Genomic DNA, 23,337 nt, shown 5'->3' with positions numbered 1-23,337 from the left:
AACAGGCGTCGTGCGTCTGTGCGTCGCACGTCCGATCGTCTGCGCTCGTTCGGTGATCCGTAATCAGTCACAGACGGGGACCGGCGGGGCACTGTGGGGTAGTGAATGAAGCAAATCCGTTCCCAGAACGGTCAGTTGTAGGGCTGAATGGAGTGTGAGGGGATACGCAACGGCGCACGCCCGGGTACGGCGGGAGGGGCGTGTGCGACTGGCGGCTGAGAGGGGTTTGTTCGTGCATGCTTTCCCACACAGCACCACACCGACGGCGATCGCGGTTCCTCCTTCGCTCTCTCTCCCGGTGATCGAGACAGCGTTTCCCAGGCAACTGCACCCGTATTGGCCCAGGCTCCAGGAGAAGACGCGTACCTGGCTCCTGGAGAAACGGCTCATGCCACCGGACAAGGTGACGGAATATGCCGACGGCCTGTGCTATACGGACCTGATGGCGGGCTACTACACCTCCGCCTCCGACGACGTCCTCCAGGCGATAGCCGACTACAGCGCGTGGTTCTTCGTCTGGGACGACCGTCACGACCGCGACATCGTGCACGGCAGGGCCGGCGCCTGGCGGCGACTGCGGTTTTGCCTGCACGCGGCCCTCGACGCCCCGCACGACCACCTGCGGCACCAGGATCCGCTGGTCGCCGCCTTCGCGGACTCCATGGTGCGGCTCTACTCGTTCCTGCCCGGAGCGTGGAACGCGCGGTTCGCCCGCCACTTCCACGAGGTGATCGACGCCTACGACCGGGAGTTCCACAACCGCACCACCCAGAGGGTGCCCACGGTCGAGGAGTACCTGGCCCTGCGCCGCCTCACTTTCGCCCACTGGATCTGGACCGATCTGCTCGAACCGAGCGCGGGACTCGTCCTTCCCGACCCGGTGCGGAAACACCCGGCCTATCGGCGGGCGGCCCTGCTCAGTCAGGAATTCGCCGCCTGGTACAACGACCTGTGCTCCCTCCCGAAAGAAATAGCGGGTGACGAGGTGCACAACCTCGGACTCAGCCTCATCACGCACGAGGGTATGACCCTGGAAGAGGCCGTCGGGGATCTCAGGCGCCGGGTCGAGGAATGCGTCGACGAATTCCTCGTGGCCGAACGCGAGGCATTACGTTTCGCCGACGAACTCGGTGACGGCGCGGTACACGGAAAGGAACTCGGCACCGCCGTGCGGGCCTGCCTCGGCAATATGCGCAACTGGTTCAGTTCCGTCTACTGGTTCCACCACGAGTCCGGCCGGTACATGGTCGACAGCTGGGACGACCGGTCCACGCCCCCGTACGTCAACAACGAAGCGGCAGGTGAGAAATGACCGTCGAGTCCGTGCAACCCGAATCCCCCGCGGTCCGCGAACTGCGGGAGCCGCCCCTGGCGGGCGGCGGCGTCCCGGGCCTCGGCCACGGCTGGCAGCTGGTCCGCGACCCGCTGGCCTTCATGGCCGGCCTGCGCGACCACGGAGACGTCCTGCGGCTGAGGCTCGGGCCCAAGACGGTGTACGCCGTCACCGCGCCGGCGCTCACCGGAGCCCTCGCGCTGAACCCCGACTTCATCATCGCGGGGCCGCTGTGGGAGTCGCTGGAGGGACTGCTCGGCAAGGAGGGCGTCGCGACGGCCAACGGGCCGCTGCACCGGCGCCAGCGGCGCACCATCCAGCCCGCCTTCCGGCTCGACGCGATCCCGGCGTACGGCCCGATCATGGAGGAGGAGGCGCACGCGCTGGCCGCCCGCTGGCAGTCGGGCGAGACCATCGACTGCACCTCCGAGTCCTTCCGGGTCGCCGTGCGCGTGGCCGCCCGTTGTCTGCTGCGCGGCGACTACATGGACGAGCGGGCGGAGCGGTTGTGCGTCGCGCTGGCCACCGTCTTCCGGGGCATGTACCGGCGGATGGTGATCCCGCTCGGACCGCTCTACCGGCTGCCTCTCCCGGCCAACCGCACATTCAACCGCGCGCTGGCCGATTTGCATCTCGTCGTCGACGAGATCGTGGCCGAGCGGCGGGCATCTGGTCAAAAGCCGGACGATTTGCTGACGGCATTGCTGGAGGCGAAGGACGACAATGGCGACCCCATCGGGGAACAGGAGATCCACGACCAAGTGGTCGCCATCCTCACGCCCGGCAGTGAAACCATCGCGTCCACGATCATGTGGCTGTTGCAGGCGCTGGCCGAACATCCGGAACACGGGGACAAGGTGTGCGCGGAGGTCGAAGCCGTCACCGGAGGACGCCCGGTGGGATTCGAGGACGTCCGCAGGCTCACGCACACGAACAATGTCGTCGTCGAGTCCATGCGTTTGCGTCCCGCGGTATGGATATTGACGCGTCGGGCGGTCAGTGACACGGAACTCGGCGGCTATCGCATTCCGGCTGGGGCCGACATCGTGTACAGCCCGTACGCCATCCAGCGCGACGCGCGTTCGTATGCGCGGAACCTGGAGTTCGACCCCGACCGCTGGCTTCCGGACCGGGTGCGGGAGGTGCCGAAGCACGCCATGAGCCCGTTCAGCGTGGGCAACCGCAAGTGCCCGAGCGACCACTTCTCGATGACGCAGCTGACGCTCCTCACGGCGGCGCTGGCCACGAAGTACCGCTTCGAACAGGTGTCCGGTTCCCGCGACGCCATACGCGTGGGCATCACCCTGCGTCCGCACCGGTTGCTGCTGCGGCCGGTGCCCCGGCGGTGACCGCTCAGGCCGCCTCCGGCCCCCGGAACGTGCGCCGGTAGGCGTTCGGGGTGGTGCCCAGCGCGTTGTTGAACTGATGGCGCAAAGCGGCCGCGGTGCCGAACCCGGTTCGGCCCGCGATCGCGTCCATCGTCTCGTCCGTCTCCTCCAGCAACCGCTGGGCCAGCAGCACCCGTTGGCGCAGGATCCAGCGGTAGGGCGTCGTCCCCGTCTCCTGCTGGAAGCGGCGGGCGAAGGTGCGCGGGGACATGTGGGCGCGGTCGGCGAGCTGCTCGACGGTGACCTCCTCGTCGAGGTGCTCCGCCATCCACACCAGCACGTCACCGACGGTGTCGCAGGAGGACCGGGGCAGTGGCCGCTCGATGTACTGTGCCTGTCCGCCGTCCCGGTGCGGTGGTACGACCATCCGCCGGGCGATCTTGTTGGCGACCTCGGTGCCCTGCTCCTTGCGCACGAGGTGCAGACACGCGTCGATGCCCGCGGCGGTGCCGGCCGAGGTGATGACCGGGTCCTCGTCGACGTACAGCACGTCCGGCTCGACGGTGACGTGCGGGTACCGGCGTGCGAGCGCCTCCGCCTGGTGCCAGTGCACGGCGCAGCGCCTGCCGTCCAGCAGCCCGGCCGCGGCGACCAGGAAGACGCCGGAGCAGACGCTCAGTACCCGGGCGCCGCGGGCCGTCGCGCGGCGCAGCGCCGCCAGGAGTTCGGGCGGGAAGTCGCGGGACTCGTAGTTCTCCCCGGCCGGTACGGCGATGAGGTCGGCCTCCTCCAGCCGCTCCAGGCCGTGTTCGGTGTGCAGGCTGAAGCCCGCCCGCGAGCGCAGCGTCGGCCCCTCGGCCGAGACCACCGCGAAGTCGTACACGGGCAGTCCGTCGTCGCTGCGGTCGGTGCCGAACACCTCGCACGCGACGCCGAGTTCGAAGGGGTTCACGCCGTTCAGGATGACCGCGGCCACGTTTCGCAACATGCGACCAGTGTGCCTCGAAAGTGGCAGTAAATCGAGGCCCTACGGCAGTCCTGCCACTGTTGGTAAGGAGTGTCCGGCGCAAGACTCTTGTACATGGATACGACACACGCGCAGGCTCTCATCGGAATGCTGACCGTTCTCGGGCTGCTGGTGTTCATGGTCACCCCCGCGGTGATCGGCATCGTGCACGACCGGCGGATCGAACGGCAGATCAAGCAGGCGGAGCGGTCCCACCGGGATCCGGCCCCCGCCCGCCCCGGACGGACGCGGTCTCAGCGCTTCGTCACCACCACCGTCACCCACCACTCCTGAAGCCCCTTGCAGGCGACACGGCCGGCCGCGGAGGCGCACAGCGGCCGGGACGCGGAGATCCGGACCGTCCCGGCCGACACCGCCTCGAAGGCGGCGGAGGCGTCACCGGGCAGCAGGACGACACCGCTGTTGACGGCCCTGAGGCCGGGGCCGTCGGCGGCGACCGTCGACCAGGGCCGGGCGGCGGTGCCGTCCAGGGCGACCCGGATCACCCCACCGGCCGGCAGGCAGACCCTGCGGCCGCTGTCGCCCGCGTCGAGGGCCGGCCGCGCCGCACAGGCCGCGGCGGAGCCCCCCGTGGGGGCCGCACTGCTACTGGTACTGCTACTGCCGCTGCCGCGGCCTGGTTCGCTTCCCGTTCCGGCCTGCGTGCCGCAGCCGGCGAGGGCGAGTGCCACCGCCGCGAGGGCGGCGATCCGGTGCTGGACGGTTCTGCTCATGGGGCGACCTCCTTATCCCCTGGGACGTGTCGGCCGCCCGACCGGATCCACCCGGGCCCCGACCGCCGACGCGGCCGGGACCCGGTGCGGAGCGGTGATCAGCTCGTCGTGACGGCGGTGTCGTCGATGACGAAGCTGGTCTGGAGCGAGGAGTCCTCGACCCCGCCGAACTTCAGCGTGACACTGCCGGAGCCGGCGAACGACGACAGGTCGACGCTCTTCTGGACGTACCCGGTGGCCTTGTTCAGGTTGGAGTAGGTCGCCAGCGTGGTCGAGCCGGCGGTGACCGTGAGCTTGTCGTAAGCCGTGGTGGTGCTCGTCTCGGCCGAGTCGACGTGCAGGTAGAAGGTCAGCGTCGCCTTGCAGCCGCTGGGCACCGTCACCGACTGGGACAGCGTGTCGGTGTGGGCGGAGCCGTAGCCGTCCAGCCAGGCGTAGGAGGAGCCGCCGTGCGCCGCCTCACTCGCGGAGCTGGTGATGACCCCGCTGCTGGTGCTCCAGGTGGTGGAGCCCGACTCGAAGCCCGGGTTGCCGAGCAGCTGCGCCGAGGTGCAGCCACCGCCCGAGGCGCCCACCGTCCACGTGAAGGACGCCGAGCCGGAGGCGCCCGTGCTGTCGGTGGCCGTGACCGTGGTGCTGTAGGTGCCGGCCGTGGTCGCCGTGCCGGAGATCAGCCCGGTCGAGCCGTTGATCGACAGCCCCGTCGGCAGACCGCTCGCGCTGTACGTCAGGGTCGCGCCCGCGCTGTCCGAGGCGGAGATCTGGAGACTGACCGAGCCGCCGGTGGCGGTGGTCCGGCTGCCCGGGTTGGTGACGGTCACCGTGTTGCCGGTGCTGCTGCCTGAGGTGAAGGCGCTGGTGCCGTTGGGGGTGCCCCAGCCGGTCGGGCCGTCGTAGCCGGTGGCCGCGGTGCAGAAGTAGGAGGGGGAGCAGCTGCCGTTGCTGCCGCTGGTGACGTCGTAGAGGGCCGAGGTGTGGGTGTAGGGGTACTTGGCCGGGTAGTCGGCGCTGCCCGGGGTGCCGGCCAGCGCGTACACGCCCGCGATGATCGGCGCGGAGGCACTCGTACCGCCGTAGACCGCCCAGCCCGAGCCGCCGTAGGTGTCGTACACGGCCACGCCGGTCGCGGGGTCGGCGACCGCCGAGACGTCCGCCTCCATGCGCTTGGAGCAGCCGGTGTCGGTCTGCCAGCTCGGCTTCGGGTCGTACGCGGAGCAGCCGGAGCCGGTGCCCTCGGTGCTGCTCGTCTTCCACACCGACTCGCTCCAGCCGCGGGAGTTGGACGAGGTGGACAGCGCGGTGCCGCCGACGGCCGTCACGTACTGCGAGGTCGCCGGGTACTCGGCGCCGTACGCGGAGTCGCCGGAGGACACGGTGATGGCGACGCCCGGGTGCTTGAAGTAGGAGGTGTCCTCGCCGGTCTGGGCGGAGGACTCGTCGCCGCCCCAGCTGTTGGAGACGAACTTCGCTCCCAGCGCGACGGCCTCGTTCTCGGCGGTGCCGAGGTCGGAGTCGTTCGCCGAACTGGCCTCGACCAGAATGATGTTGCAGTTGGGGCAGACCGCGCTGACCATGTCGATGTCCAGCGCCTCCTCACCCGCCCAGCCGGTGTCGTTGGTGGGCAGCGAGGTGGTCGAACCGGTCTGGCTGACCTGCTTGAAGCAGCCGTTGGCCTTGGTGCAGGCCGACAGTCCGAACTGGGAGCGGTAGGTGGCCAGGTCGGCGGCGGCGTTGGGGTCGTTGTAGGCGTCGACCACCGCGACCGTCAGACCGGAACCGCCGGTCGAGGGCAGGTTGTACGCGCTGTGCAGGTTGGCCGGGCTGAGGCCGGAGACCGCGGCGGCGGCGTCCGCGGAGACGGCCGCGGCCAGCCGCTGCCGGATGTCGGTGCGCCGCTGCGCGAAGCAGGAGGCGTGACCGGGGGCCGGGGTGCCGCACAGACGTGTGGTCGGCACCTTCTGCCCGGCCTTGCCGGTGGCGTGGACGGCCTGCGCCGAGGGGGCGGTGAGGGCCTTGGCGTTCTGGGTGGCGCGGGAGGTGTGGGTGGCGGCGGGCGCCGCGTGCGCCGGTGCCGCGACGAGCCCCGCGAGGCTGAGCGCGAGGGCGGGCAGGGCGGCGGCCAGGAGTCTTCGCGGGCTCCGCCTGGACTTACCGGTGTGCGTCTGACGCATGGGGTACTGCCTCCGTCGTGGGAGTGGGGATCTCGACGCTGGTGGCAGGCCTGTGACGCGCGTAGCGGCGGCGGGGCGCGATGCCGTCATGGGCATGACACTTCTGGCGTCCTGTGATGCCGCCGTGCGGTGTCGTTGTGGGTGACATGACAGAACGGCCAGAACGTATCCGGGGCCCGTGCGGCGCGGATAGCGGCGCCGGGAGAACTTTGCCGCTCCATAAGGGGTCCATGGACGGCCCATGGATGCTCCATGGGCCGTCCGAAGCCTGGGGGGCTTCCGGAGCGTCAGAAGTCCTCGTCGAGGTCGACCGTCCCCTCCACCGCGACCTGGTACGCCGACGGGCGCCGCTCGAAGAAGTTCGTCAGTTCCTGGACGCCCTGCAACTCCATGAAGGAGAAGGGGTTTTCGGAGCCGTAGAGGGGGGCGAAACCGAGCCGGGTGAGCCGCTGGTCCGCGACGCACTCCAGGTACTGGCGCATCGACTCGGTGTTCATGCCGGGCAGGCCGTCGCCGCAGAGGTCGCGGGAGAACTGCAGCTCCGCCTCGACGGCCTCCCGGATCATGTCCGTTACCTGGTCCCGGAGTTGGTCGTCGAAGAGGTCCGGCTCCTCCTTGCGGACGGTGTCGACCACCTCGAAGGCGAAGGACATGTGCATCGTCTCGTCGCGGAAGACCCAGTTCGTCCCCGTGGCCAGTCCGTGCAGCAGACCCCGGCTGCGGAACCAGTAGACGTAGGCGAACGCGCCGTAGAAGAAGAGGCCCTCGATGCAGGCGGCGAAGCAGATCAGGTTGAGGAGGAAGCGGCGGCGGTCGGCGCGGGTCTCCAGGCGGTCGAGTTTCTCGACCGAGTCCATCCAGCGGAAGCAGAACTCCGCCTTCTCGCGGATGGAGGGGATGTTCTCCACCGCCGCGAAGGCCGCCGCGCGGTCCTCCGGATCGGGCAGGTAGGTGTCCAGCAGCGTCAGGTAGAACTGGACGTGTACCGCTTCCTCGAAGAGCTGCCTGCTCAGATACAGGCGCGCCTCGGGGGAGTTGATGTGCTTGTAGAGGGTCAGCACCAGGTTGTTCGCCACGATGGAGTCGCCCGTCGCGAAGAACGCGACCAGCCGGCCGATCATGTGCTGCTCGCCGGGCGAGAGTTTCGCCAGGTCCGACACGTCGGAGGCGAGGTCGACCTCCTCCACGGTCCAGGTGTTCCTGATGGCGTCCCGGTAGCGCTCGTAGAAGTCGGGGTAGCGCATGGGACGCAGGGTGAGTTCGAAGCCCGGGTCGAGCAGGTTCTTGGTGGTGTCGGCGGTCATTACTGGCAGGCCTCGCAGGACTCGGGGTTCTCAAGGGAGCAGGCGACGGCGTCGGGGTCGGCGGCCTGCTGGAGGGGGACGGCGGGTTCCGGCTGTGCCTGGGCGCGGGCCGCGCGGGCGATGCGGGTCGCCGGGCGCGAGCGCAGGTAGTACGTCGTCTTCAGGCCCGACCGCCAGGCGTAGGCGTACATCGAGGAGAGCTTGCCGATGGTCGGTGTCTCCAGGAAGAGGTTCAGTGACTGGGCCTGGTCCAGGAACGGGGTGCGGGCGGCGGCCATGTCGATCAGGCCGCGCTGCGGGAGTTCCCAGGCCGTGCGGTACAGGGCGCGTACGTCCTCGGGGATCCAGGTGAAGCCGCTCACCGAGCCGTTCGCGTCGCGCAGCGCCTCACGGGTGCGCGCGTCCCAGACGCCCAGCTCCTTCAGGTCCCGCACCAGGTAGGAGTTGACCTGGAGGAACTCGCCCGACAGGGTCTCGCGCTTGAAGAGGTTGGAGACCTGCGGCTCGATGCACTCGTAGGCGCCGGCGATCGAGGCGATGGTGGCGGTGGGCGCGATCGCGAGCAGCAGCGAGTTGCGCATGCCGACGGCCGCGATCCGCTCGCGCAGGGCCGCCCAGCGCTCCGGCCAGGTGAACTCCGCGTCGAAGTGGTCGGGATGCAGCACGCCCCGGGCGGTACGGGTCTTGTCCCAGGCCGGCAGCGGGCCGTTGCGCTCGGCGAGGTCGGCGGACGCCTCGTACGCGGCGAGCATGACGCGCTCGGCGATGCGCGTGGACAGCGCCTTCGCGGCCGGTGAGTCGAAGGGCAGGCGCAGCTGGAAGAAGACGTCCTGGAGGCCCATGACGCCGAGGCCCACCGGGCGCCATCTGGCGTTGGAGCGGCCGGCCTGCTCGGTCGGGTAGAAGTTGATGTCGACGACCCGGTCGAGGAAGGTGACGGCGGTGCGGACCGTCGCGTCCAGCCGCTCCCAGTCGACGTCCCGGGCCGCCGGGTCCACGAACGCGCCCAGGTTGACCGACCCGAGGTTGCAGACCGCCGTCTCCCCGTCGTCGGTGACCTCCAGGATCTCGGTGCACAGGTTGGAGGAGTGGACCACGTGGCCGGGTTCGGCCGTCTGGTTGGCGGTGCGGTTGGCCGCGTCCTTGAAGGTCATCCAGCCGTTGCCGGTCTGCGCGAGGGTGCGCATCATGCGGCCGTACAGGTCGCGGGCCGGCAGGGTCCGGCGCGCGAGGCCCGCGGCCTCCGCCCGGCGGTAGGCGGCGTCGAACTCCGCGCCCCACAGGTCGACGAGTTCCGGCACGTCGGCGGGGGAGAACAGCGACCACTGGCCGTCCGTGTCGACCCGGCGCATGAACTCGTCGGGGACCCAGTGCGCGAGGTTGAGGTTGTGCGTACGGCGGGCGTCCTCGCCGGTGTTGTCGCGCAGTTCCAGGAACTCCTCGATGTCGGAGTGCCAGGTCTCCAGGTAGACCGCGGCGGCGCCCTTGCGCCGGCCGCCCTGGTTCACGGCGGCGACCGAGGCGTCCAGGGTCTTGAGGAACGGGACGATGCCGTTGGAGTGCCCGTTGGTACCCCGGATCAGTGAACCGCGGGCGCGGACGCGGGAGTAGGACAGGCCGATGCCGCCGGCGTGCTTGGAGAGGCGGGCGACCTGGTGGTAGCGGTCGTAGATGGAGTCCAGTTCGTCCAGCGGGGAGTCGAGGAGGTAGCAGGACGACATCTGGGGGTGGCGGGTGCCGGAGTTGAAGAGCGTGGGGGAGGAGGGGAGGTAGTCGAGCCGGCTCATGAGCCCGTAGAGCGCGGCGACCTCGTCCAGGGAGCGTGCGGTGTCGTCCTCCGCGAGGCCGCTGGCGACCCGCAGCATGAAGTGCTGCGGTGTCTCGATGACCTGACGGGTGATCGGGTGCCGGAGCAGGTAGCGGCTGTGCAGGGTGCGCAGGCCGAAGTAGCCGAAGCGGTCGTCGGCCCTGGGGTCGACGAGGGCGTCGAGGCGGTCGGCGTGGACGCGGACGAACTCGGCGGTGCGGTCGGCGAGAAGTCCCTCGCGGTGTCCGACCGCGACCGACTCGGTGAACGTGGTGACGCCCTGCGAGGCGGCTTCCGCGGTGATGCTCAGGGTGAGCAGCCGGGCGGCCAGCTTCGAGTAGGCGGGGTCCTCGGAGATGAGACCTGCCGCGGCCTCGGTCGCCAGCTCCCGCAGTTCCGCAGTGTCCGCCCGCGCGGACCGGCCGCGCAGGGCTGCGGCGGCGACCCGGCCGGGGTCGGCGTCGGGGAGGTCGGCGGTCAGCCCGGTCAGGGTCCGCAGCAGCGCGGCTCTGGGGCCGTCGTCGGCCACGGGGTCGGCTGTCGCTGAGGCCGGTTCGGCTGGCGCGATGGTCACGTGGGGCTCTCCCTCGCTCGGCACGGGGCCTTGCGGAAGGGGGCAGCTCGCGAGCGCGCGCGGCGTCGCGTCCACCGGCCCATTCCACGAGGCCCGGACGTCCTGGCGGCCCGGCCGGACGGCCGGGCGCCACTGTCGGCAGGTGCTCGGACTTGAGTCTCGTACGCGGATATGCGCGCATGAGTACACCGTTGCGGGACAGTTCCGGATTCGCACCGGATTCCCCTGCGGCGACAGCGAGCATGAGCATACATCTTGTGCCGGGCCGCAGTTGCACCCCCAGATGTTGTGTCCTGTCGGCTTCGGAGCGTGTCCGGGCGTCCACGGGCGGAGTGCGGCGGCGAGGTGGGGGACACGGCTGCGGGCCGCCGGAGACGCTCCGGCGCCCCGCTGTCGGACAGGTCCTCGGGTCAGTGCGCGGTGCCCGCCGTGGCCGGGGGCAGCTCCACCTCCACGCCCGGGTCGCCCGCGTCCGCCGTGTAGTCCTGCGGCCGGGTCTCGTCGATGCCGTCGGGGGCCTTCGCCGCCTTCAGCGCGAAGGTGAGGACCACCGTGACGACGAGGTTCAGCACGAACGCCGTCAGACCGATGTAGCCGATCTCCCCGATGCCGGGGATCTCCTTGGCCGAGCCGCCGAAGTGCTTCTGGGTGGGGGAGGCGACGCCGTACGCGGCGAAGGTGCCGTAGACCATGCCGACCGCCCAGCCGGCCAGCAGCGCCCAGCGGTGGAACCAGCGGGTGAAGAGGCCGCCGACCAGCGCCGGGAAGGTCTGGAGGATCCAGATGCCGCCCAGCAGCTGGAAGTTGATCGCCACCGTCTTGTCCATGGTCAGCACGAAGACCAGCGCGCCCACCTTCACCAGCAGCGAGACCAGCTTGGAGACCTTGGTCTCCTGCGCGGGTGTCGCGTCGGGCCTGATGAAGTCCCTGTAGATGTTGCGGGTGAAAAGGTTCGCGGCCGCGATCGACATGATCGCCGCCGGGACGAGCGCGCCGATGCCGATCGCGGCGAACGCGACGCCCGCGAACCAGTCCGGGAACATGTTCTCGAACAGCTGCGGGATCGCCAACTGCCCGTTGGTGACCTTGACTCCGGCCGCGATCGCCATGAAGCCGAGCAGGGCCAGCAGGCCGAGCATCAGCGAGTACAGCGGCAGGATCGTGGTGTTGCGGCGGATCACCTCACGACTGCGCGAGGACAGCGTCGCCGTGATCGAGTGCGGGTACATGAACAGGGCGAGGGCGGAGCCCAGCGCCAGGGTGGCGTACGTCCACTGTCCCGCCTCGGCCGGGACCAGCGCCCCGCGCGGTTTGCCCGTCGCCGGGTTGGTCTGGCTGAACGCCTCGCCGGCCTTGGCGAAGATGTCGTCGAAGCCGCCCAGCTTGATCGGGATGTAGATGATCGCCACCGCGATGACGACGTAGATCAGCCCGTCCTTCACGAACGCGATCAGCGCGGGCGCCCGCAGTCCCGACGAGTAGGTGTAGGCGGCCAGTACGCCGAAGGCGATCAGCAGGGGCAGGTCCTTCACGAACCAGTTGGTGTTCTCCCCGCCGCCCACGCCCATCACGTCCAGCACGGCCTGGATGCCGACCAGTTGGAGCGCGATGTACGGCATCGTCGCCAGGATGCCGGTGACGGCCACCGCCAGCGACAGGCCCTTGGAGCCGAACCGGCCGCGCACGAAGTCCGAGGTGGTGACGTATCCGTGCTTGTGCGAGACCGACCACAGGCGCGGCAGGAACGTGAAGATCAGCGGGTACACCAGGATCGTGTACGGGACGGCGAAGAAGCCCGCCGCGCCGGCCGCGTAGACCGCCGCGGGCACCGCGACGAAGGTGTACGCCGTGTAGAGGTCGCCGCCGAGCAGGAACCAGGTGACCCAGGTGCCGAACGACCGTCCGCCCAGGCCCCATTCGTCGAGGCTGTGCTCGTTCTCCGCCTTGCGCCAGCGCGCGGCGAGGAAGCCCATGGCCGTGACGGCCAGGAAGAAGAAGATGAAGACGCCGAGCGCGACGCCGTTGACTCCGTCGTTCACGTCGACGCGCCTCCGTTCCGTGCGGCGCGGGCGCGCTGGTCACGGCGCCACAGCGCGTACGCGGTCATCGTCAGGGCCGTGGAGATGAGCACCCACAGCATCTGGTACCAGTAGAAGAACGGGATCCCGATGAACGCCGGGTCCGTCTTCGCGTACGAACCGATCCACAGCATCGCGACGAACGGCGCCGCCAGACACAGCGCGATGACCACGCGGACCGGTGTCACCACCGGTGGTCGTACTTCGGGCACATCGGACATGGCGCGGCTCCGTCCCCTCGCTGATCACCTGGGCAATGCGCAGGCAATGTAGGCGACGGCGTCACGGCAGCGAAAGCCCCCGTCCGGATATCGACCCGACATCCTCACCTGGCCCGACGCGACCCGACCCGACCCGGCCACGGGACGCGGGGCCTGTCGCGGCCCTAGTCCTGCGGACGCTTGAGCCTGGCCACGAACTTGTAGCGGTCGCCCCGGTACACCGACCGCACCCACTCCACGGGCTGGCCGGTCCGGTCCAGCGAGTGCCGGGACAGCATCAGCATCGGCAGGCCCACGTCGGTGCCGAGCAGGCCGGCCTCGCGCGGGGTGGCCAGCGAGGTCTCGATGGTCTCCTCGGCCTCGGCGAGATGGACGTCGTAGACCTCGGCGAGCGCGGTGTAGAGGGAGGTGTACTTGACGAGGCTGCGGCGCAGCGCCGGGAAGCGCTTGGCCGACAGGTGGGTCGTCTCGATGGCCATCGGCTCGCCGTTGGCCATGCGCAGCCGCTCGATGCGCAGCACCCGGCCGCCGGCCGTGATGTCGAGCAGGTCGGCGAGCCGGTCGTCGGCGGTGATGTAGCCGATGTCCAGGAGCTGGGAGGTGGGTTCGAGGCCCTGGGCGCGCATGTCCTCGGTGTACGAGGTGAGTTGGAGCGCCTGGGAGACCTTCGGTTTGGCGACGAAGGTGCCCTTGCCCTGGATGCGTTCGAGCCGGCCCTCGACGACGAGTTCCTGCAGCGCCTGGCGCACGGTGGTGCGGGAGGTGTCGAACTCGGCGGCCAGGGTGCGCTCGGGCGGGACGGGCGTGCCGGGCGACTGCGTCTCCGTCATGTCCAGCAAGTGCTTCTTGAGGCGGTAGTACTTGGGCACGCGCGCGGTACGGACGGTCGCCCCACCCTCGTTCTCCGCACTGCTGACCTCGGTGCTCATGCTCCGCCTTCCCGGCTCCGGACGCCGAAACGACCGACATCCGTCGGCCACGGCTCACATCGTGGCACGGTCCGGGCGGGTTGGCCCCACACGCTCCGTGATCCCCTCTGTATACCCTCGGCGCCGTTGTTGGTCTAGTCCACCGCGCCGCTCCCCGGGCTGTGGTACAGCGCCGGTGGTCCGTCCGATTGGTCGCTTGCGCAATGAAAGGTCCCTGCATATCTCGGTCGCATCACGGACGCCCGGAGCCCGCTTGAACACCCTTGACACACCAATTGGTCTGGGCCAAGCTCCCCCTACTGGTCTACACCATTGGTCCAGTCCCGGCTTCATGGGCGGTACGTGCTTTGGCTGGCACCGCGGGGAGGCAGGGGGGTTCGTGGGCATCCCTGAGGAGGGTGGCGTGAAGCGCAAGCTGATAGTCGCGATCGGTATCGCGGGCATGATGGTCTCCATCGCGGCGTGCGGGGACGACGGCAGCGGGAGTTCGGACAAGAGCGGCGCGGACGCCAAGGAGCTGACCGTCTGGCTCACCGTGGACGCCCAGAACAACTGGCCGGAACTGGTGAAGGCCGCTGACGCCGCCGTACAGAAGAAGCACCCCGGCGTCAAGATCAACCACGAGTACTACGGCTGGCCGGACAAGAACACCAAGCTCGACGCGGTGCTCGCCACCGACAAGGCCCCCGACGTGGTCGAGATGGGCAACACCGAGATGCTCGGCTACATGGTGAAGGGAGCCTTCGCCCCCCTCGACACGGCGAAGTTCGACAATTCCTCCGCCTGGCTGGACGGCCTCAAGGCCTCGGTGACCTACGACGGCAAGACCTACGGCGTCCCCTACTACGCCGGTGGCCGGGTGGCCAACTGGCGCAAGGACCTCTTCGCCTCGGCCGGCGTCAAGTCCACCCCGAAGACGTACGCCGAACTGACCTCCGCCCTGGACAAGGTCCAGAAGAAGGAGGGCAAGAAGTTCAGCGCCTGGTACCAGCCCACCCGTGACTGGTACGCGGCCATGTCCTTCGTCTACGACGCCGGCGGCTCCATCGCCAAGGAGGAGGGCGGCCAGTGGAAGGCCAGCCTCTCCTCGCCCGAGTCGGTCAAGGGCCTCACCGAGTTCAAGAACGTCGTCGACAAGTACATGCACGGCGACAAGACCAAGGACGAGTCGGACCGTTACATCGTCTACGGCCAGGGCAAGTCCGGCATGATCTTCGGCGCGGCCTGGGAGGGCGCGACCTCCGAGGACCCGAAGAACGACAAGACCGGCAAGCTCAAGGGCAAGCTCGAGAACTTCGTGATGCCCGGCCCGTCCGGCAAGAACCTGCCCGTCTTCCTCGGCGGCAGCGACCTCGCCGTCCCGGTGAAGTCGAAGGCGCAGGCCCTCGCCGCCGAGTGGATCAACGCGTTCACCGGTCCCGCCGGCCAGAAGGGTCTGATCGGCAAGGGCAACCTGCCCAACAACAAGACCGACCTCGCGACCCTCAAGAACGACCCCGCGACCGCGGTCCCGGCCACCGCGGCCGAGTCCAACTGGTTCGTCCCGATGGCACCGGGCTGGGGCCAGGTCGAGAAGGCCCAGGTCCTGCAGACGATGCTGCAGGAGATCGGCACCGGCAAGAAGTCGGTCGAGGACGCCGCCAAGGAGGCGGACACCGCGATCGACAAGGTCATCAACACCAAGTGACCTGGAACGGGGCCCCGCCGACAGCGGGGCCCTGCTTTCCGTACGACCTGAGGGACCGCTGAGGAGCGCGCCGATGAGTGCCGCAGACACGACCACTGCCAAAGTGCCGCCGACGCGGCCGTCGCCACCACCACCGGCGCTCGCCGAGAAGCCACCGGGCAAGCGGAGCCGGGGCGCCGCCGGCACCCCGTGGCTGCTGCTCGCCCCCTGTCTGCTGATCCTGGCGCTCGTCCTCGGCTACCCGCTGGTCCGCCTGGTCACCCTCTCCTTCCAGAAGTTCGGGCAGTCCCAGCTGTGGGGCTTCCAGCCGGCCGAGTCGGTCGGCTTCGACAACTTCACCAAGGTGCTGGGCGACAGCGAGTTCTGGCAGGTCGTGGTCCGCACGATCGTCTTCGCCGCCGGCTCGGTGATCTTCACCATGGTCCTCGGCATGCTGGTGGCGCTGCTGCTCCAGCGTGTCTCCGGCTGGGTGAAGACCCTCATCAACATCGCGCTGGTGGCCAGCTGGGGCATGCCGATCATCGTCGCCACCACGGTCTTCAAGTGGCTGTTCGACGCCGACTACGGCATCCTCAACGCGCTCCTCAGCAAGCTGCCCGGCGTCGACATGATCGGCCACAACTGGTTCGCCAGCGGACCGCAGGGGCTCGCCGTGATCATGCTCCTGGTGGTGTGGGGCGCGGTGCCGTTCGTCGTCATCACCCTCAGCGCGGGTCTCACCCAGGTGCCCGCCGAACTGGAGGAGGCGGCCCGGCTGGACGGCGCCGGCGCCTGGGGCGTGTTCCGCTACGTCACCCTCCCCATCCTCAAGCCGATCATCGTGATGCTGACGACCCTCTCGGTCATCTGGGACATGGGCGTCTTCCCGCAGGTCTTCGTGATGCGCAACGGCCATCCGGAGGCGGAGTTCCAGCTCCTCACCACGTACTCCTACGACCGGGCCTTCGTGGTCAACGACTACGCGCAGGGCTCCGCGATCGCCCTGCTCACCGTGGTGCTGCTGCTCGGCGTGGTCGCCGTCTACATGCGCCAGATGCTGAAGATCGGAGACGTCGAATGACCGTCATGGACGCCGTCGCCACCACGACAGGCGGCGCGGGCACCCCGCGGCCCCGCAGATCCAGGGCCGGCTGGAACCTTCTCGGTCTCCTCGTCTTCGTCAGCGCGGGCTTCCCCGTCTACTGGATGCTCAACACGGCGGTCAAGCCGGCCAAGGACGCCATCGACCCCGACCCGAGCCTGCTGCCGACCGGCTTCACCCTCTCCAACTTCAGCCGGGCGCTGGACATCGCGGACTTCTGGGGCCCGGTCGGCCGCAGCCTGATCGTGTCCCTGTCGGTCGTGGCCATCGGCATCGTGGTCGGCATGCTGGCCGCGCTCGCCATCTCCCGCTTCGCCTTCCGCGGCCGCAAGATCGTGATCGTGGGCATCCTGGCGGTCCAGATGATCCCGCTGGTCGCCATGATCATTCCGGTCTTCCTGCTCCTCAACGACCTGGAGCAGTACGACAAGCTCACCGGCCTGATCCTCACGTACCTGACCTTCATCCTCCCCTTCACGGTGTGGACGCTGCGCGGCTTCATCGTCAACATCCCCCGGGAGCTGGAGGAGGCGGCCATGGTCGACGGCTGCTCCCGCACCGGCGCCTTCATCCGGGTCGTCTTCCCGCTGCTGGCCCCCGGCATGGTCGCCACCTCGGTCTACGGCTTCATCCAGGCGTGGAACGAGTACCTCTACGCCCTCATGCTGCTCAGCCAGAAGAACCAGACCGCGACCGTCTGGCTCGGCAACTTCACCACCAAGCACGGCACCGAGTACGCCCCGATGATGGCCGGCTCCACGCTGATGGCCGTGCCGATCGTCGTCCTGTTCCTCCTCGTCCAGCGCAAGATGGCCGCGGGTCTGACCGCTGGCGCCGTGAAGGGATAACGCAGCCCGATGACGACATTCGCCAGTGGCACCACTGCGTCCGATTCAGGGGGAGACGGTCTCTCGCGTGACGCGCTGACCGTCCTCCAGCCCGGCTTCCCGGGCACCACGCCCCCCGACTGGCTGCTGCGCAGGCTCGGCGAGGGACTCGCCTCCGTCGGACTGTTCGGCCGTAACATCGCCTCGCCCGAGCAACTGTCGGCGCTGACCGACCGGTTGCGCGCCGAACGCGAGGACGTGCTGGTCGCGATCGACGAGGAGGGCGGTGACGTCACCCGTCTGGAGGTGCGCACCGGTTCCTCCTTCCCCGGCAACCACGCGCTCGGCGCGGTCGACGACGTCGAGCTGACCGGACGGGTCGCCGCCGAGCTCGGCCGCCGCCTCGCCGCGTGCGGGGTCAACCTCAACTGGGCCCCGTCGGCGGACGTCAACTCCAACCCGGCCAACCCGGTCATCGGCGTCCGGTCCTTCGGCGCCGGCACCGACCTGGCCGCCCGGCACACGGCCGCCTACGTCACCGGCCTGCAGTCCGCCGGTGTCGCCGCCTGCACCAAGCACTTCCCCGGCCACGGCGACACCGCGGTCGACTCCCACCACGCGCTGCCCCGCGTCGACGCGGCAGCGGACGTGCTGCGGACCCGCGAACTCGTGCCGTTCCGCGCCGCCGTCGCCGCCGGCACCCGCGCGGTGATGAGCGCCCACATCCTGGTCCCCGCCCTCGACCCTGACCGTCCGGCGACACTGTCCCGGCGCATCCTGACCGACCTGCTGCGCGGCGAACTCGGCTACGACGGCCTGATCGTCACCGACGGCATGGAGATGCGGGCCGTCGCCGGCACCTACGGCATCGAACGCGGCAGCGTCCTGGCCGTCGCGGCCGGCGCCGACGCGATCTGCGTGGGCGGCGGCCTGTCCGACGAAGAAACGGTACGGCGCCTGCGCGACGCGCTGGTCACGGCGGTGCGCTCCGGCGAGCTGCCCGAGGAACGCCTCGCGGACGCGGCGGAGCGGGTACGCGCCCTCGCCCGCTGGACGGCGTCGGCGGCCGGCGCCGCCGGACAGCTCGCCGCGGACCCCGAGGTCGGCCTGCGCGCGGCCCGGCGCGCCCTGCGGATCACCGGGGCGCCGGACTTCACCCCCCTGAGCGAAGCGCCCTACGTCGCCGCGCTCACCCCCGTCGCGAACATCGCGGTGGGCGACGAGACGCCCTGGGGCGTGGCCGCGGAACTCTCCCGGCTGCTCCCCGGCACCCGCACGGGCAGCTTCTCCGGCGAGGACGCCGGGCATCTCGCCCTGGCCGCCGCCGGTGAGCGCCGGATCGTGGCCGTCGTACGCGACGAGCACCGCCACCCCTGGATGGCGGCCGCCCTCGACATCCTGCTGGCGGCCCGCCCCGACACGGTCGTCGTGGAGATGGGCCTGCCGCGGGCCGCCCCGCGAGGAGCCGTGCACATCGCCACCCATGGCGCGGCCCGGGTGTGCGGCCGCGCGGCGGCGGAGGTCGTCGCGGGCGTGTGACCCGTACGGCGAAGGCGCCGGCCCCCATGCGGGACCGGCGCCTTCCGTTGTGCGCGCGGCGGGTGACGACAGGTCGCCGTCGCCTGGGACCGCTCGTCCGGATCGGGCCGGGCTCGTGGGTCCGGCCCGATCCGGACGGAAGACCCTAGATGCCCTGCCAGTCCGGCTTGTGGGCGAAGGTGTGCCGGAAGTAGTCGGCGAGCTTCAGCTTGGACGCGGCGGCCTCGTCGACGACGACGGTGGCGTGCGGGTGGAGCTGGAGCGCGGAGGCCGGGCAGACCGCGGCGACCGGACCCTCCACCGTCGCGGCGACCGCGTCCGCCTTGCCCTCGCCGGTGGCCAGCAGCACCAGGTGCCGGGCCTCCAGGATGGTGCCGATGCCCTGCGTGATGACGTGGTGCGGGACCTGCTCGATGTCGCCGTCGAAGAAGCGCGCGTTGTCCACGCGCGTCTGTTCGGTGAGCGTCTTGATCCTGGTCCGGGAGGCGAGTGAGGAGCAGGGCTCGTTGAACCCGATGTGCCCGTCGGTGCCGATCCCGAGCAGCTGGAGGTCCACCCCGCCGGCCTCGGTCAGCGCCCTGTCGTACGCCTCGCACGCCCCGAGCACGTCCTCGGCCGTGCCGTCGGGGCCCATGAACGCGTCCATGCCGATCCCGAGCGGCTCCAGCACCTCGCGCCGCAGCACCGAGCGGTAGGACTCCGGGTGGTCGGCGGGCAGCCCCACGTATTCGTCGAGCTGCGCGATCCGGGCCCGCGAGGCGTCCACGGCACCGGACTTCACGCCGGCCGCCAGCGCCTCGTACACGGGCAGCGGGGTCGAGCCGGTGGCCACCCCGAGCAGGGCCTCGGGCCTGTGCCGCAGGAGGCGGGCGATGGCGCCGGCGATGAGTTCCCCGCCCGACCGGGCGTCCGGAACGATGACAACTTCCACGCTGGGCCTGCCGATCTGGAGAGCGATCCGAACACGGTAAGAATGATGATATGTGGTTTAGACCAATCTAACAGAGGGGGACGAGCCGGCGGCGGCCGCGGAAACTGTCCTCGCGATCCGGCCCCGCGCACGAACCCACACGGGTTAGGCTGCGTGGTGGACGCCCAGGCGTCCGGCCTGTTCCAGAAGAGACAACAACAAACAGCCTCCAACGCATGGACACACGTAGTGGTCTAGTCCAGAATGCGGGGGAGAAACCACCACGCCTCCGTCCTCCCCGCACAGGAGGACGGACCGAGGATCCGGAGCTCTCTGCCCTGACTGCCCCGGCTCCTCATCCTTCGGCCGACCGGGACCGCACACCCCGCGGCCGTTGTTGCTCCGGGCTGCGGTGCCGGGAGGGTTGAGGGTCCCTCCCAGGCGCCGCGGCCCGCGGGTGTCTTTGGGCCCCCGCCACACGCCGTGACCGTCTCCGCGTTCCCGTGCGGCTTGTTTTAGGCCCTGCACATACCCCCAGGTACGCTCGGCCACGTGCCCTCCATGAACGAACTCGTACGCCAGCACACCGCCCTCGAGGACTCCGACCTCGAGTGGCTCCACCTGCTGGTCTCGGAGTGGCAGCTGCTCTCCGACCTCTCCTTCGCCGACCTCGTCCTGTGGGTGCCCACCCGCGACGGCACCCGCTATGTGTCCGTCGCCCAGATGCGGCCCAACACCGGCCCCACCTCGTACCAGGACGACATGGTCGGCCACCTCGTCCCGCGCGGGCGCCGCCCGATGCTGGACGCGGCCCTCGACGAGGGGCGGATCGTGCGTGAGGGCGACCCCGAGTGGCGTGAGGAGGTCCCGGTCCGCGTCGAGTCGATCCCCGTCCGGCGGCAGGGCCGCGTGCTCGGCGTCATCGCGCGCAACACCAACCTCCTGACCGTGCGCACCCCGAGCCGCCTGGAGCTGACGTACCTCCAGAGCGCCTCGGACCTCGCGCAGATGATCGCGGCCGGCTCCTTCCCCTTCCCGAACCAGCAGGTGGACATGGACGCCTCGCCCCGGGTGGGCGACGGTCTGGTCCGGCTGGACGTGGACGGCATCGTCCAGTACGCCTCGCCGAACGCCCTGTCCGCGTATCACCGCCTCGGTCTCGCGACCGACCTCGTCGGCCAGCACTTGGGCGAGACCACCGCCGAACTCGCCCCGTCGCTCGGGCCGGTTGACGAGGCGCTGGCCAAGGTCGCCAGCGGCTGGGCACCGCGTGAGTTCGAGATCGAGTCGCCTGACGGGGTGATCCAGTTCCGGGCGATCCCGCTCAAGCCCAAGGGCACCCGGATCGGTTCGCTGGTCCTGCTCCGCGACGTGACGGAACTGCGCCGCCGTGAGCGCGAGTTGATCACCAAGGACGCCACCATCCGGGAGATCCACCACCGGGTGAAGAACAACCTCCAGACGGTGGCCGCCCTGTTGCGGCTCCAGGCCCGGCGCATCGAGTCCGACCGCGGCCGCGAGGCCCTGGAGGAGGCCGTACGGCGGGTCGGCTCGATCGCGATCGTGCACGAGACGCTCTCCCAGAACCTGGACGAGCGCGTGGAGTTCGACGAGATCGCCGACCGCGTGCTCGCGATGGTCGCCGAGATCTCGCCGGGCAAGGTGGCCGGCCGGCGCACCGGCCGCTTCGGCATCCTGGACGCCGAGGTCGCCACCCCCCTGTCGATGGTGCTGACGGAGATCCTGCAGAACGCCCTGGAACACGGCTTCCGCGAGGGCGAGACCGGCACGGTCGAGGTCTCGGCGGTCCGCAGCGGCACCACGCAGGACACCCGTCTCCTGGTCACCGTCCAGGACGACGGCGTCGGACTGCCCGAAGGCTTCGATCCGCACACCGGCGGCAACCTCGGCCTCCAGATCGTACGGACGCTGGTGGAGGGCGAGTTGGGCGGCACGTTCGACATGGTCCCGGCGCCGGAGCGGGGCACGCGGGTGATCCTCGACATCCCGGTGCGGACCCCCAAGTAGCTCGGCCCGCCGACGGCCCGTCGTAGGCCCGTCGGAAGAAGAACAGCAAGAAGCCCCGGACCGTCGAGCGGTCCGGGGCTTCCTCATGCTCGTTGCCAGCGTGTGCTGCGCATCGGGGGTACTGCGCGCTGCGGCTCGGGGGCGGGAGAAGCGTACGCGCTGTACGCGCCGCCAAGCCAGGCTGTCGCGGGGCGGGTGTGTCAGGCGGTGGCCTGACGGGCCCGGTTGCGGGCGGCGCGGCGCTTCATCGCACGGCGCTCGTCCTCGCTGAGACCACCCCAGACGCCGGAGTCCTGGCCGGACTCAAGCGCCCACTGCAGGCACTGCTCCATGACGGGGCAGCGGCGGCAGACGGCCTTGGCTTCCTCGATCTGCAGCAGCGCAGGACCGGTGTTGCCGATGGGGAAGAAGAGCTCGGGGTCTTCCTCGCGGCAAACGGCGTTGTGACGCCAGTCCATGGCTGCTACCTCTCCTTGGTATTACATGCACGTTGCTTGTGAATGTGAACGCTTTCACGAATCCCTCAACAAGTGAAGGGCCGACCGCCAGGTTTCCCTGGTGTGGTCCTGTGTGTGATGAGGGGTTCTGGTGATCAGTGGAGGCCGGTGTTGCGGGCCGTCTCGATCGCCACGTAGAGACTCGCAAACCTCAGCGACGGATACAACCCCTTCCGGAAAGTTTTTTTTGATTCCTCGGTGTCGACTAGGTCACAGCCGTACTTCCATGGGGTGGACCCTGGTCTAAACGTTCGAGTGAAAGGACTTTCGCGCCTTCTGCTCACACAATCACACGCAGTGCACGGCGTACGCCTGTGAACGTCACGCTCGTACGGAGCCCGAGGTGGTCGCCGTCCATCTGAAGGGGCAGCGGGGCCTTCGAATGCAAGGTGAACTCGGTCAGGTCGTGCAGCGACACCGCGTGCTTGCCATGAGGTCCGCGCTCGGGGGACGAACTGAGCAACTGGGTGCCATACCGGGCAACCGCGGCCGTCGACAGACGGCTGAGACCGAGCACGTCGAGCCCTTTATCGAACGAGGCCTTAGGCGACGTGTACATGGGGCGATTGCCGAGATACGTCCAGGGCGAGGTGTTCGAGACTATCGCCACCACCAGATCGGTGACCGTCTCCTCGCCGGGCCGCTCGACACTGACCATGCCGTGCCGGCGGTTGGTCTCCCCGAGGAACTGCCGCACCACCTGACGTACATACAGCGCGTGCGTCGACCTGCGGCCTCGCTCGCGCTGCTGCTCCACTCGGCCCACCACACCCGCGTCGAAGCCGAGTCCGGCGTTGAAGGTGAACCAGCGGGACGGCACGGCCTCGTCCTCGGTGCCCGGGGTGCCGGACGTCAGGCCCAGCCCGACCGTGCGCTCCCGGCCCTCGCGCAGCGCGTCCAGCAGTGCGCCCGTGGCCTCCACCGCGTCGTTGGGCAGGCCCAGGGCCCGGGCGAAGACGTTGGTGGAGCCGCCGGGGACCACCGCGAGTCCGGGCAGGCGCTCCGGCTCCGGGCCGGCGTGCAACAGACCGTTGACGACCTCGTTGACCGTGCCGTCACCGCCGAGGGCCACCACCAGATCGACGTTCCCGCTCTCCGCCGCCTGCCGGCCCAGGTCGCGCGCGTGGCCGCGGTACTCGGTGGTGACCGCCTCGAGTTTCATCTCGCTCGCCAGCGCGTGGATCAGTACATCGCGCGTACGTGCGCTTGTGGTGGTTGCCGCCGGATTGACCACGAGGAGTGCACGCATGGATTGCAGCGTACCTACTCGGCGGTACCGATCC

At 69.8% G+C, this 23,337-nt stretch carries 19 protein-coding genes and 1 riboswitch; of the genes, 8 read left to right on the top strand and 11 right to left on the bottom strand.

Translation table 11 applies throughout. From position 1 onward, the window contains the following. Positions 1 to 232: 232 nt before the first annotated feature. Together cyc1 and AC07AZ_RS24810 are read left to right on the top strand one after the other, a co-directional pair. Positions 233 to 1,312, top strand: a complete 1,080-nt coding sequence (gene cyc1, locus AC07AZ_RS24815) for an epi-isozizaene synthase (RefSeq protein ID WP_478851280.1) — start codon at positions 233 to 235, stop codon at positions 1,310 to 1,312. Further along, entirely contained in the window at positions 1,309 to 2,682 is a 1,374-nt protein-coding gene (locus tag AC07AZ_RS24810; RefSeq protein WP_478851278.1) for a bifunctional albaflavenone monooxygenase/terpene synthase, read from the top strand. Before cyc1 ends, AC07AZ_RS24810 begins: the two co-directional genes overlap by 4 nt. Positions 2,683 to 2,686: 4 nt before the next feature. On the opposite strand, the gene AC07AZ_RS24805 is transcribed toward AC07AZ_RS24810, so the two are convergent. Next, a complete protein-coding gene (locus AC07AZ_RS24805) occupies positions 2,687 to 3,649 on the bottom strand; it encodes a GlxA family transcriptional regulator (protein ID WP_478851276.1) in 963 nt (320 codons plus the stop codon). Positions 3,650 to 3,742: 93 nt separating this feature from the next. On the opposite strand from AC07AZ_RS24805, the gene AC07AZ_RS24800 reads away from it, so the two are divergent. Beyond that, a complete protein-coding gene (locus AC07AZ_RS24800) occupies positions 3,743 to 3,961 on the top strand; it encodes a hypothetical protein (protein ID WP_478851274.1) in 219 nt (72 codons plus the stop codon). On the opposite strand, the gene AC07AZ_RS24795 is transcribed toward AC07AZ_RS24800, so the two are convergent. The 7 genes from AC07AZ_RS24795 to AC07AZ_RS24765 all read right to left on the bottom strand — a co-directional run bounded on the left by AC07AZ_RS24795 (position 3,922) and on the right by AC07AZ_RS24765 (position 13,485). Continuing rightward, positions 3,922 to 4,401, bottom strand: a complete 480-nt coding sequence (locus AC07AZ_RS24795) for a hypothetical protein (protein ID WP_478851272.1) — start codon at positions 4,399 to 4,401, stop codon at positions 3,922 to 3,924. The genes AC07AZ_RS24800 and AC07AZ_RS24795 overlap by 40 nt on opposite strands. Before the next feature lie 98 nt (positions 4,402 to 4,499). Next, positions 4,500 to 6,572: a putative Ig domain-containing protein gene (locus AC07AZ_RS24790; protein WP_478851270.1), complete on the bottom strand. Its 2,073-nt coding sequence runs from the start codon at positions 6,570 to 6,572 to the stop codon at positions 4,500 to 4,502. A 287-nt stretch (positions 6,573 to 6,859) separates the two neighbouring features. After that, positions 6,860 to 7,876 carry a ribonucleotide-diphosphate reductase subunit beta gene (locus AC07AZ_RS24785; RefSeq protein WP_478851268.1) on the bottom strand — a complete coding sequence of 339 codons (1,017 nt, stop codon included), beginning with the start codon at positions 7,874 to 7,876 and terminating at the stop codon, positions 6,860 to 6,862. Further along, positions 7,876 to 10,257 carry a ribonucleoside-diphosphate reductase subunit alpha gene (locus AC07AZ_RS24780; protein ID WP_478851266.1) on the bottom strand — a complete coding sequence of 794 codons (2,382 nt, stop codon included), beginning with the start codon at positions 10,255 to 10,257 and terminating at the stop codon, positions 7,876 to 7,878. Before AC07AZ_RS24780 ends, AC07AZ_RS24785 begins: the two co-directional genes overlap by 1 nt. 119 nt (positions 10,258 to 10,376) lie before the next feature. Continuing rightward, positions 10,377 to 10,542, bottom strand: a riboswitch (cobalamin riboswitch). A gap of 125 nt (positions 10,543 to 10,667) precedes the next feature. Beyond that, a complete protein-coding gene (gene mctP / locus AC07AZ_RS24775) occupies positions 10,668 to 12,296 on the bottom strand; it encodes a monocarboxylate uptake permease MctP (protein WP_478851264.1) in 1,629 nt (542 codons plus the stop codon). Next, positions 12,293 to 12,556, bottom strand: coding sequence for a DUF3311 domain-containing protein (locus AC07AZ_RS24770; RefSeq protein ID WP_478851262.1), 264 nt, complete (start codon positions 12,554 to 12,556; stop codon positions 12,293 to 12,295). Before AC07AZ_RS24770 ends, mctP begins: the two co-directional genes overlap by 4 nt. A gap of 164 nt (positions 12,557 to 12,720) precedes the next feature. Further along, complete coding sequence (locus AC07AZ_RS24765; protein WP_356032854.1) at positions 12,721 to 13,485, bottom strand: GntR family transcriptional regulator; 765 nt, start codon at positions 13,483 to 13,485, stop codon at positions 12,721 to 12,723. 403 nt (positions 13,486 to 13,888) lie between these two features. On the opposite strand from AC07AZ_RS24765, the gene AC07AZ_RS24760 reads away from it, so the two are divergent. The 4 genes from AC07AZ_RS24760 to AC07AZ_RS24745 all read left to right on the top strand — a co-directional run bounded on the left by AC07AZ_RS24760 (position 13,889) and on the right by AC07AZ_RS24745 (position 18,619). Next, positions 13,889 to 15,172: an extracellular solute-binding protein gene (locus tag AC07AZ_RS24760; protein ID WP_478851259.1), complete on the top strand. Its 1,284-nt coding sequence runs from the start codon at positions 13,889 to 13,891 to the stop codon at positions 15,170 to 15,172. Positions 15,173 to 15,245: 73 nt separating this feature from the next. Then, complete coding sequence (locus AC07AZ_RS24755; protein WP_478851257.1) at positions 15,246 to 16,232, top strand: carbohydrate ABC transporter permease; 987 nt, start codon at positions 15,246 to 15,248, stop codon at positions 16,230 to 16,232. 5 nt (positions 16,233 to 16,237) lie between these two features. Then, positions 16,238 to 17,101: a carbohydrate ABC transporter permease gene (locus AC07AZ_RS24750; RefSeq protein WP_478851330.1), complete on the top strand. Its 864-nt coding sequence runs from the start codon at positions 16,238 to 16,240 to the stop codon at positions 17,099 to 17,101. 9 nt (positions 17,102 to 17,110) lie between these two features. After that, positions 17,111 to 18,619, top strand: coding sequence for a glycoside hydrolase family 3 protein (locus AC07AZ_RS24745; RefSeq protein WP_478851255.1), 1,509 nt, complete (start codon positions 17,111 to 17,113; stop codon positions 18,617 to 18,619). Between the two features lie 145 nt (positions 18,620 to 18,764). On the opposite strand, the gene nagB is transcribed toward AC07AZ_RS24745, so the two are convergent. Then, complete coding sequence (gene nagB / locus AC07AZ_RS24740) at positions 18,765 to 19,550, bottom strand: glucosamine-6-phosphate deaminase (RefSeq protein WP_478851253.1); 786 nt, start codon at positions 19,548 to 19,550, stop codon at positions 18,765 to 18,767. 531 nt (positions 19,551 to 20,081) lie between these two features. Here nagB and AC07AZ_RS24735 point away from each other — a divergent pair. Next, a complete protein-coding gene (locus AC07AZ_RS24735; RefSeq protein WP_478851251.1) occupies positions 20,082 to 21,557 on the top strand; it encodes a sensor histidine kinase in 1,476 nt (491 codons plus the stop codon). Positions 21,558 to 21,757: 200 nt separating this feature from the next. Here AC07AZ_RS24735 and AC07AZ_RS24730 read toward each other — a convergent pair whose 3' ends face one another. Beyond that, on the bottom strand, positions 21,758 to 22,015 hold the full coding sequence (locus AC07AZ_RS24730) for a WhiB family transcriptional regulator (protein WP_006380970.1): 258 nt from the start codon (positions 22,013 to 22,015) through the stop codon (positions 21,758 to 21,760). Positions 22,016 to 22,334: 319 nt separating this feature from the next. Then, positions 22,335 to 23,303: a diacylglycerol/lipid kinase family protein gene (locus tag AC07AZ_RS24725; protein WP_478851248.1), complete on the bottom strand. Its 969-nt coding sequence runs from the start codon at positions 23,301 to 23,303 to the stop codon at positions 22,335 to 22,337. Positions 23,304 to 23,337 lie beyond the last annotated feature (34 nt).

This window comes from Streptomyces sp. NPDC043878 (genome assembly GCF_056435735.1).
Note: the sequence above shows the minus strand (reverse complement) of the source record. Positions and strands in the feature narration are given on the sequence as shown.

Coding starts and splice junctions, on each gene's coding strand:
- AC07AZ_RS24810 (WP_478851278.1), top strand. CDS start 1,309: ATGACCGTCGAGTCCGTGCAACCCGAATCCCCCGCGGTCCGCGAACTG.
- AC07AZ_RS24805 (WP_478851276.1), bottom strand. CDS start 3,649: ATGTTGCGAAACGTGGCCGCGGTCATCCTGAACGGCGTGAACCCCTTC.
- AC07AZ_RS24800 (WP_478851274.1), top strand. CDS start 3,743: ATGGATACGACACACGCGCAGGCTCTCATCGGAATGCTGACCGTTCTC.
- AC07AZ_RS24795 (WP_478851272.1), bottom strand. CDS start 4,401: ATGAGCAGAACCGTCCAGCACCGGATCGCCGCCCTCGCGGCGGTGGCA.
- AC07AZ_RS24790 (WP_478851270.1), bottom strand. CDS start 6,572: ATGCGTCAGACGCACACCGGTAAGTCCAGGCGGAGCCCGCGAAGACTC.
- AC07AZ_RS24785 (WP_478851268.1), bottom strand. CDS start 7,876: ATGACCGCCGACACCACCAAGAACCTGCTCGACCCGGGCTTCGAACTC.
- AC07AZ_RS24770 (WP_478851262.1), bottom strand. CDS start 12,556: ATGTCCGATGTGCCCGAAGTACGACCACCGGTGGTGACACCGGTCCGC.
- AC07AZ_RS24765 (WP_356032854.1), bottom strand. CDS start 13,485: ATGAGCACCGAGGTCAGCAGTGCGGAGAACGAGGGTGGGGCGACCGTC.
- AC07AZ_RS24755 (WP_478851257.1), top strand. CDS start 15,246: ATGAGTGCCGCAGACACGACCACTGCCAAAGTGCCGCCGACGCGGCCG.
- AC07AZ_RS24750 (WP_478851330.1), top strand. CDS start 16,238: ATGGACGCCGTCGCCACCACGACAGGCGGCGCGGGCACCCCGCGGCCC.
- AC07AZ_RS24745 (WP_478851255.1), top strand. CDS start 17,111: ATGACGACATTCGCCAGTGGCACCACTGCGTCCGATTCAGGGGGAGAC.
- AC07AZ_RS24730 (WP_006380970.1), bottom strand. CDS start 22,015: ATGGACTGGCGTCACAACGCCGTTTGCCGCGAGGAAGACCCCGAGCTC.
- AC07AZ_RS24725 (WP_478851248.1), bottom strand. CDS start 23,303: ATGCGTGCACTCCTCGTGGTCAATCCGGCGGCAACCACCACAAGCGCA.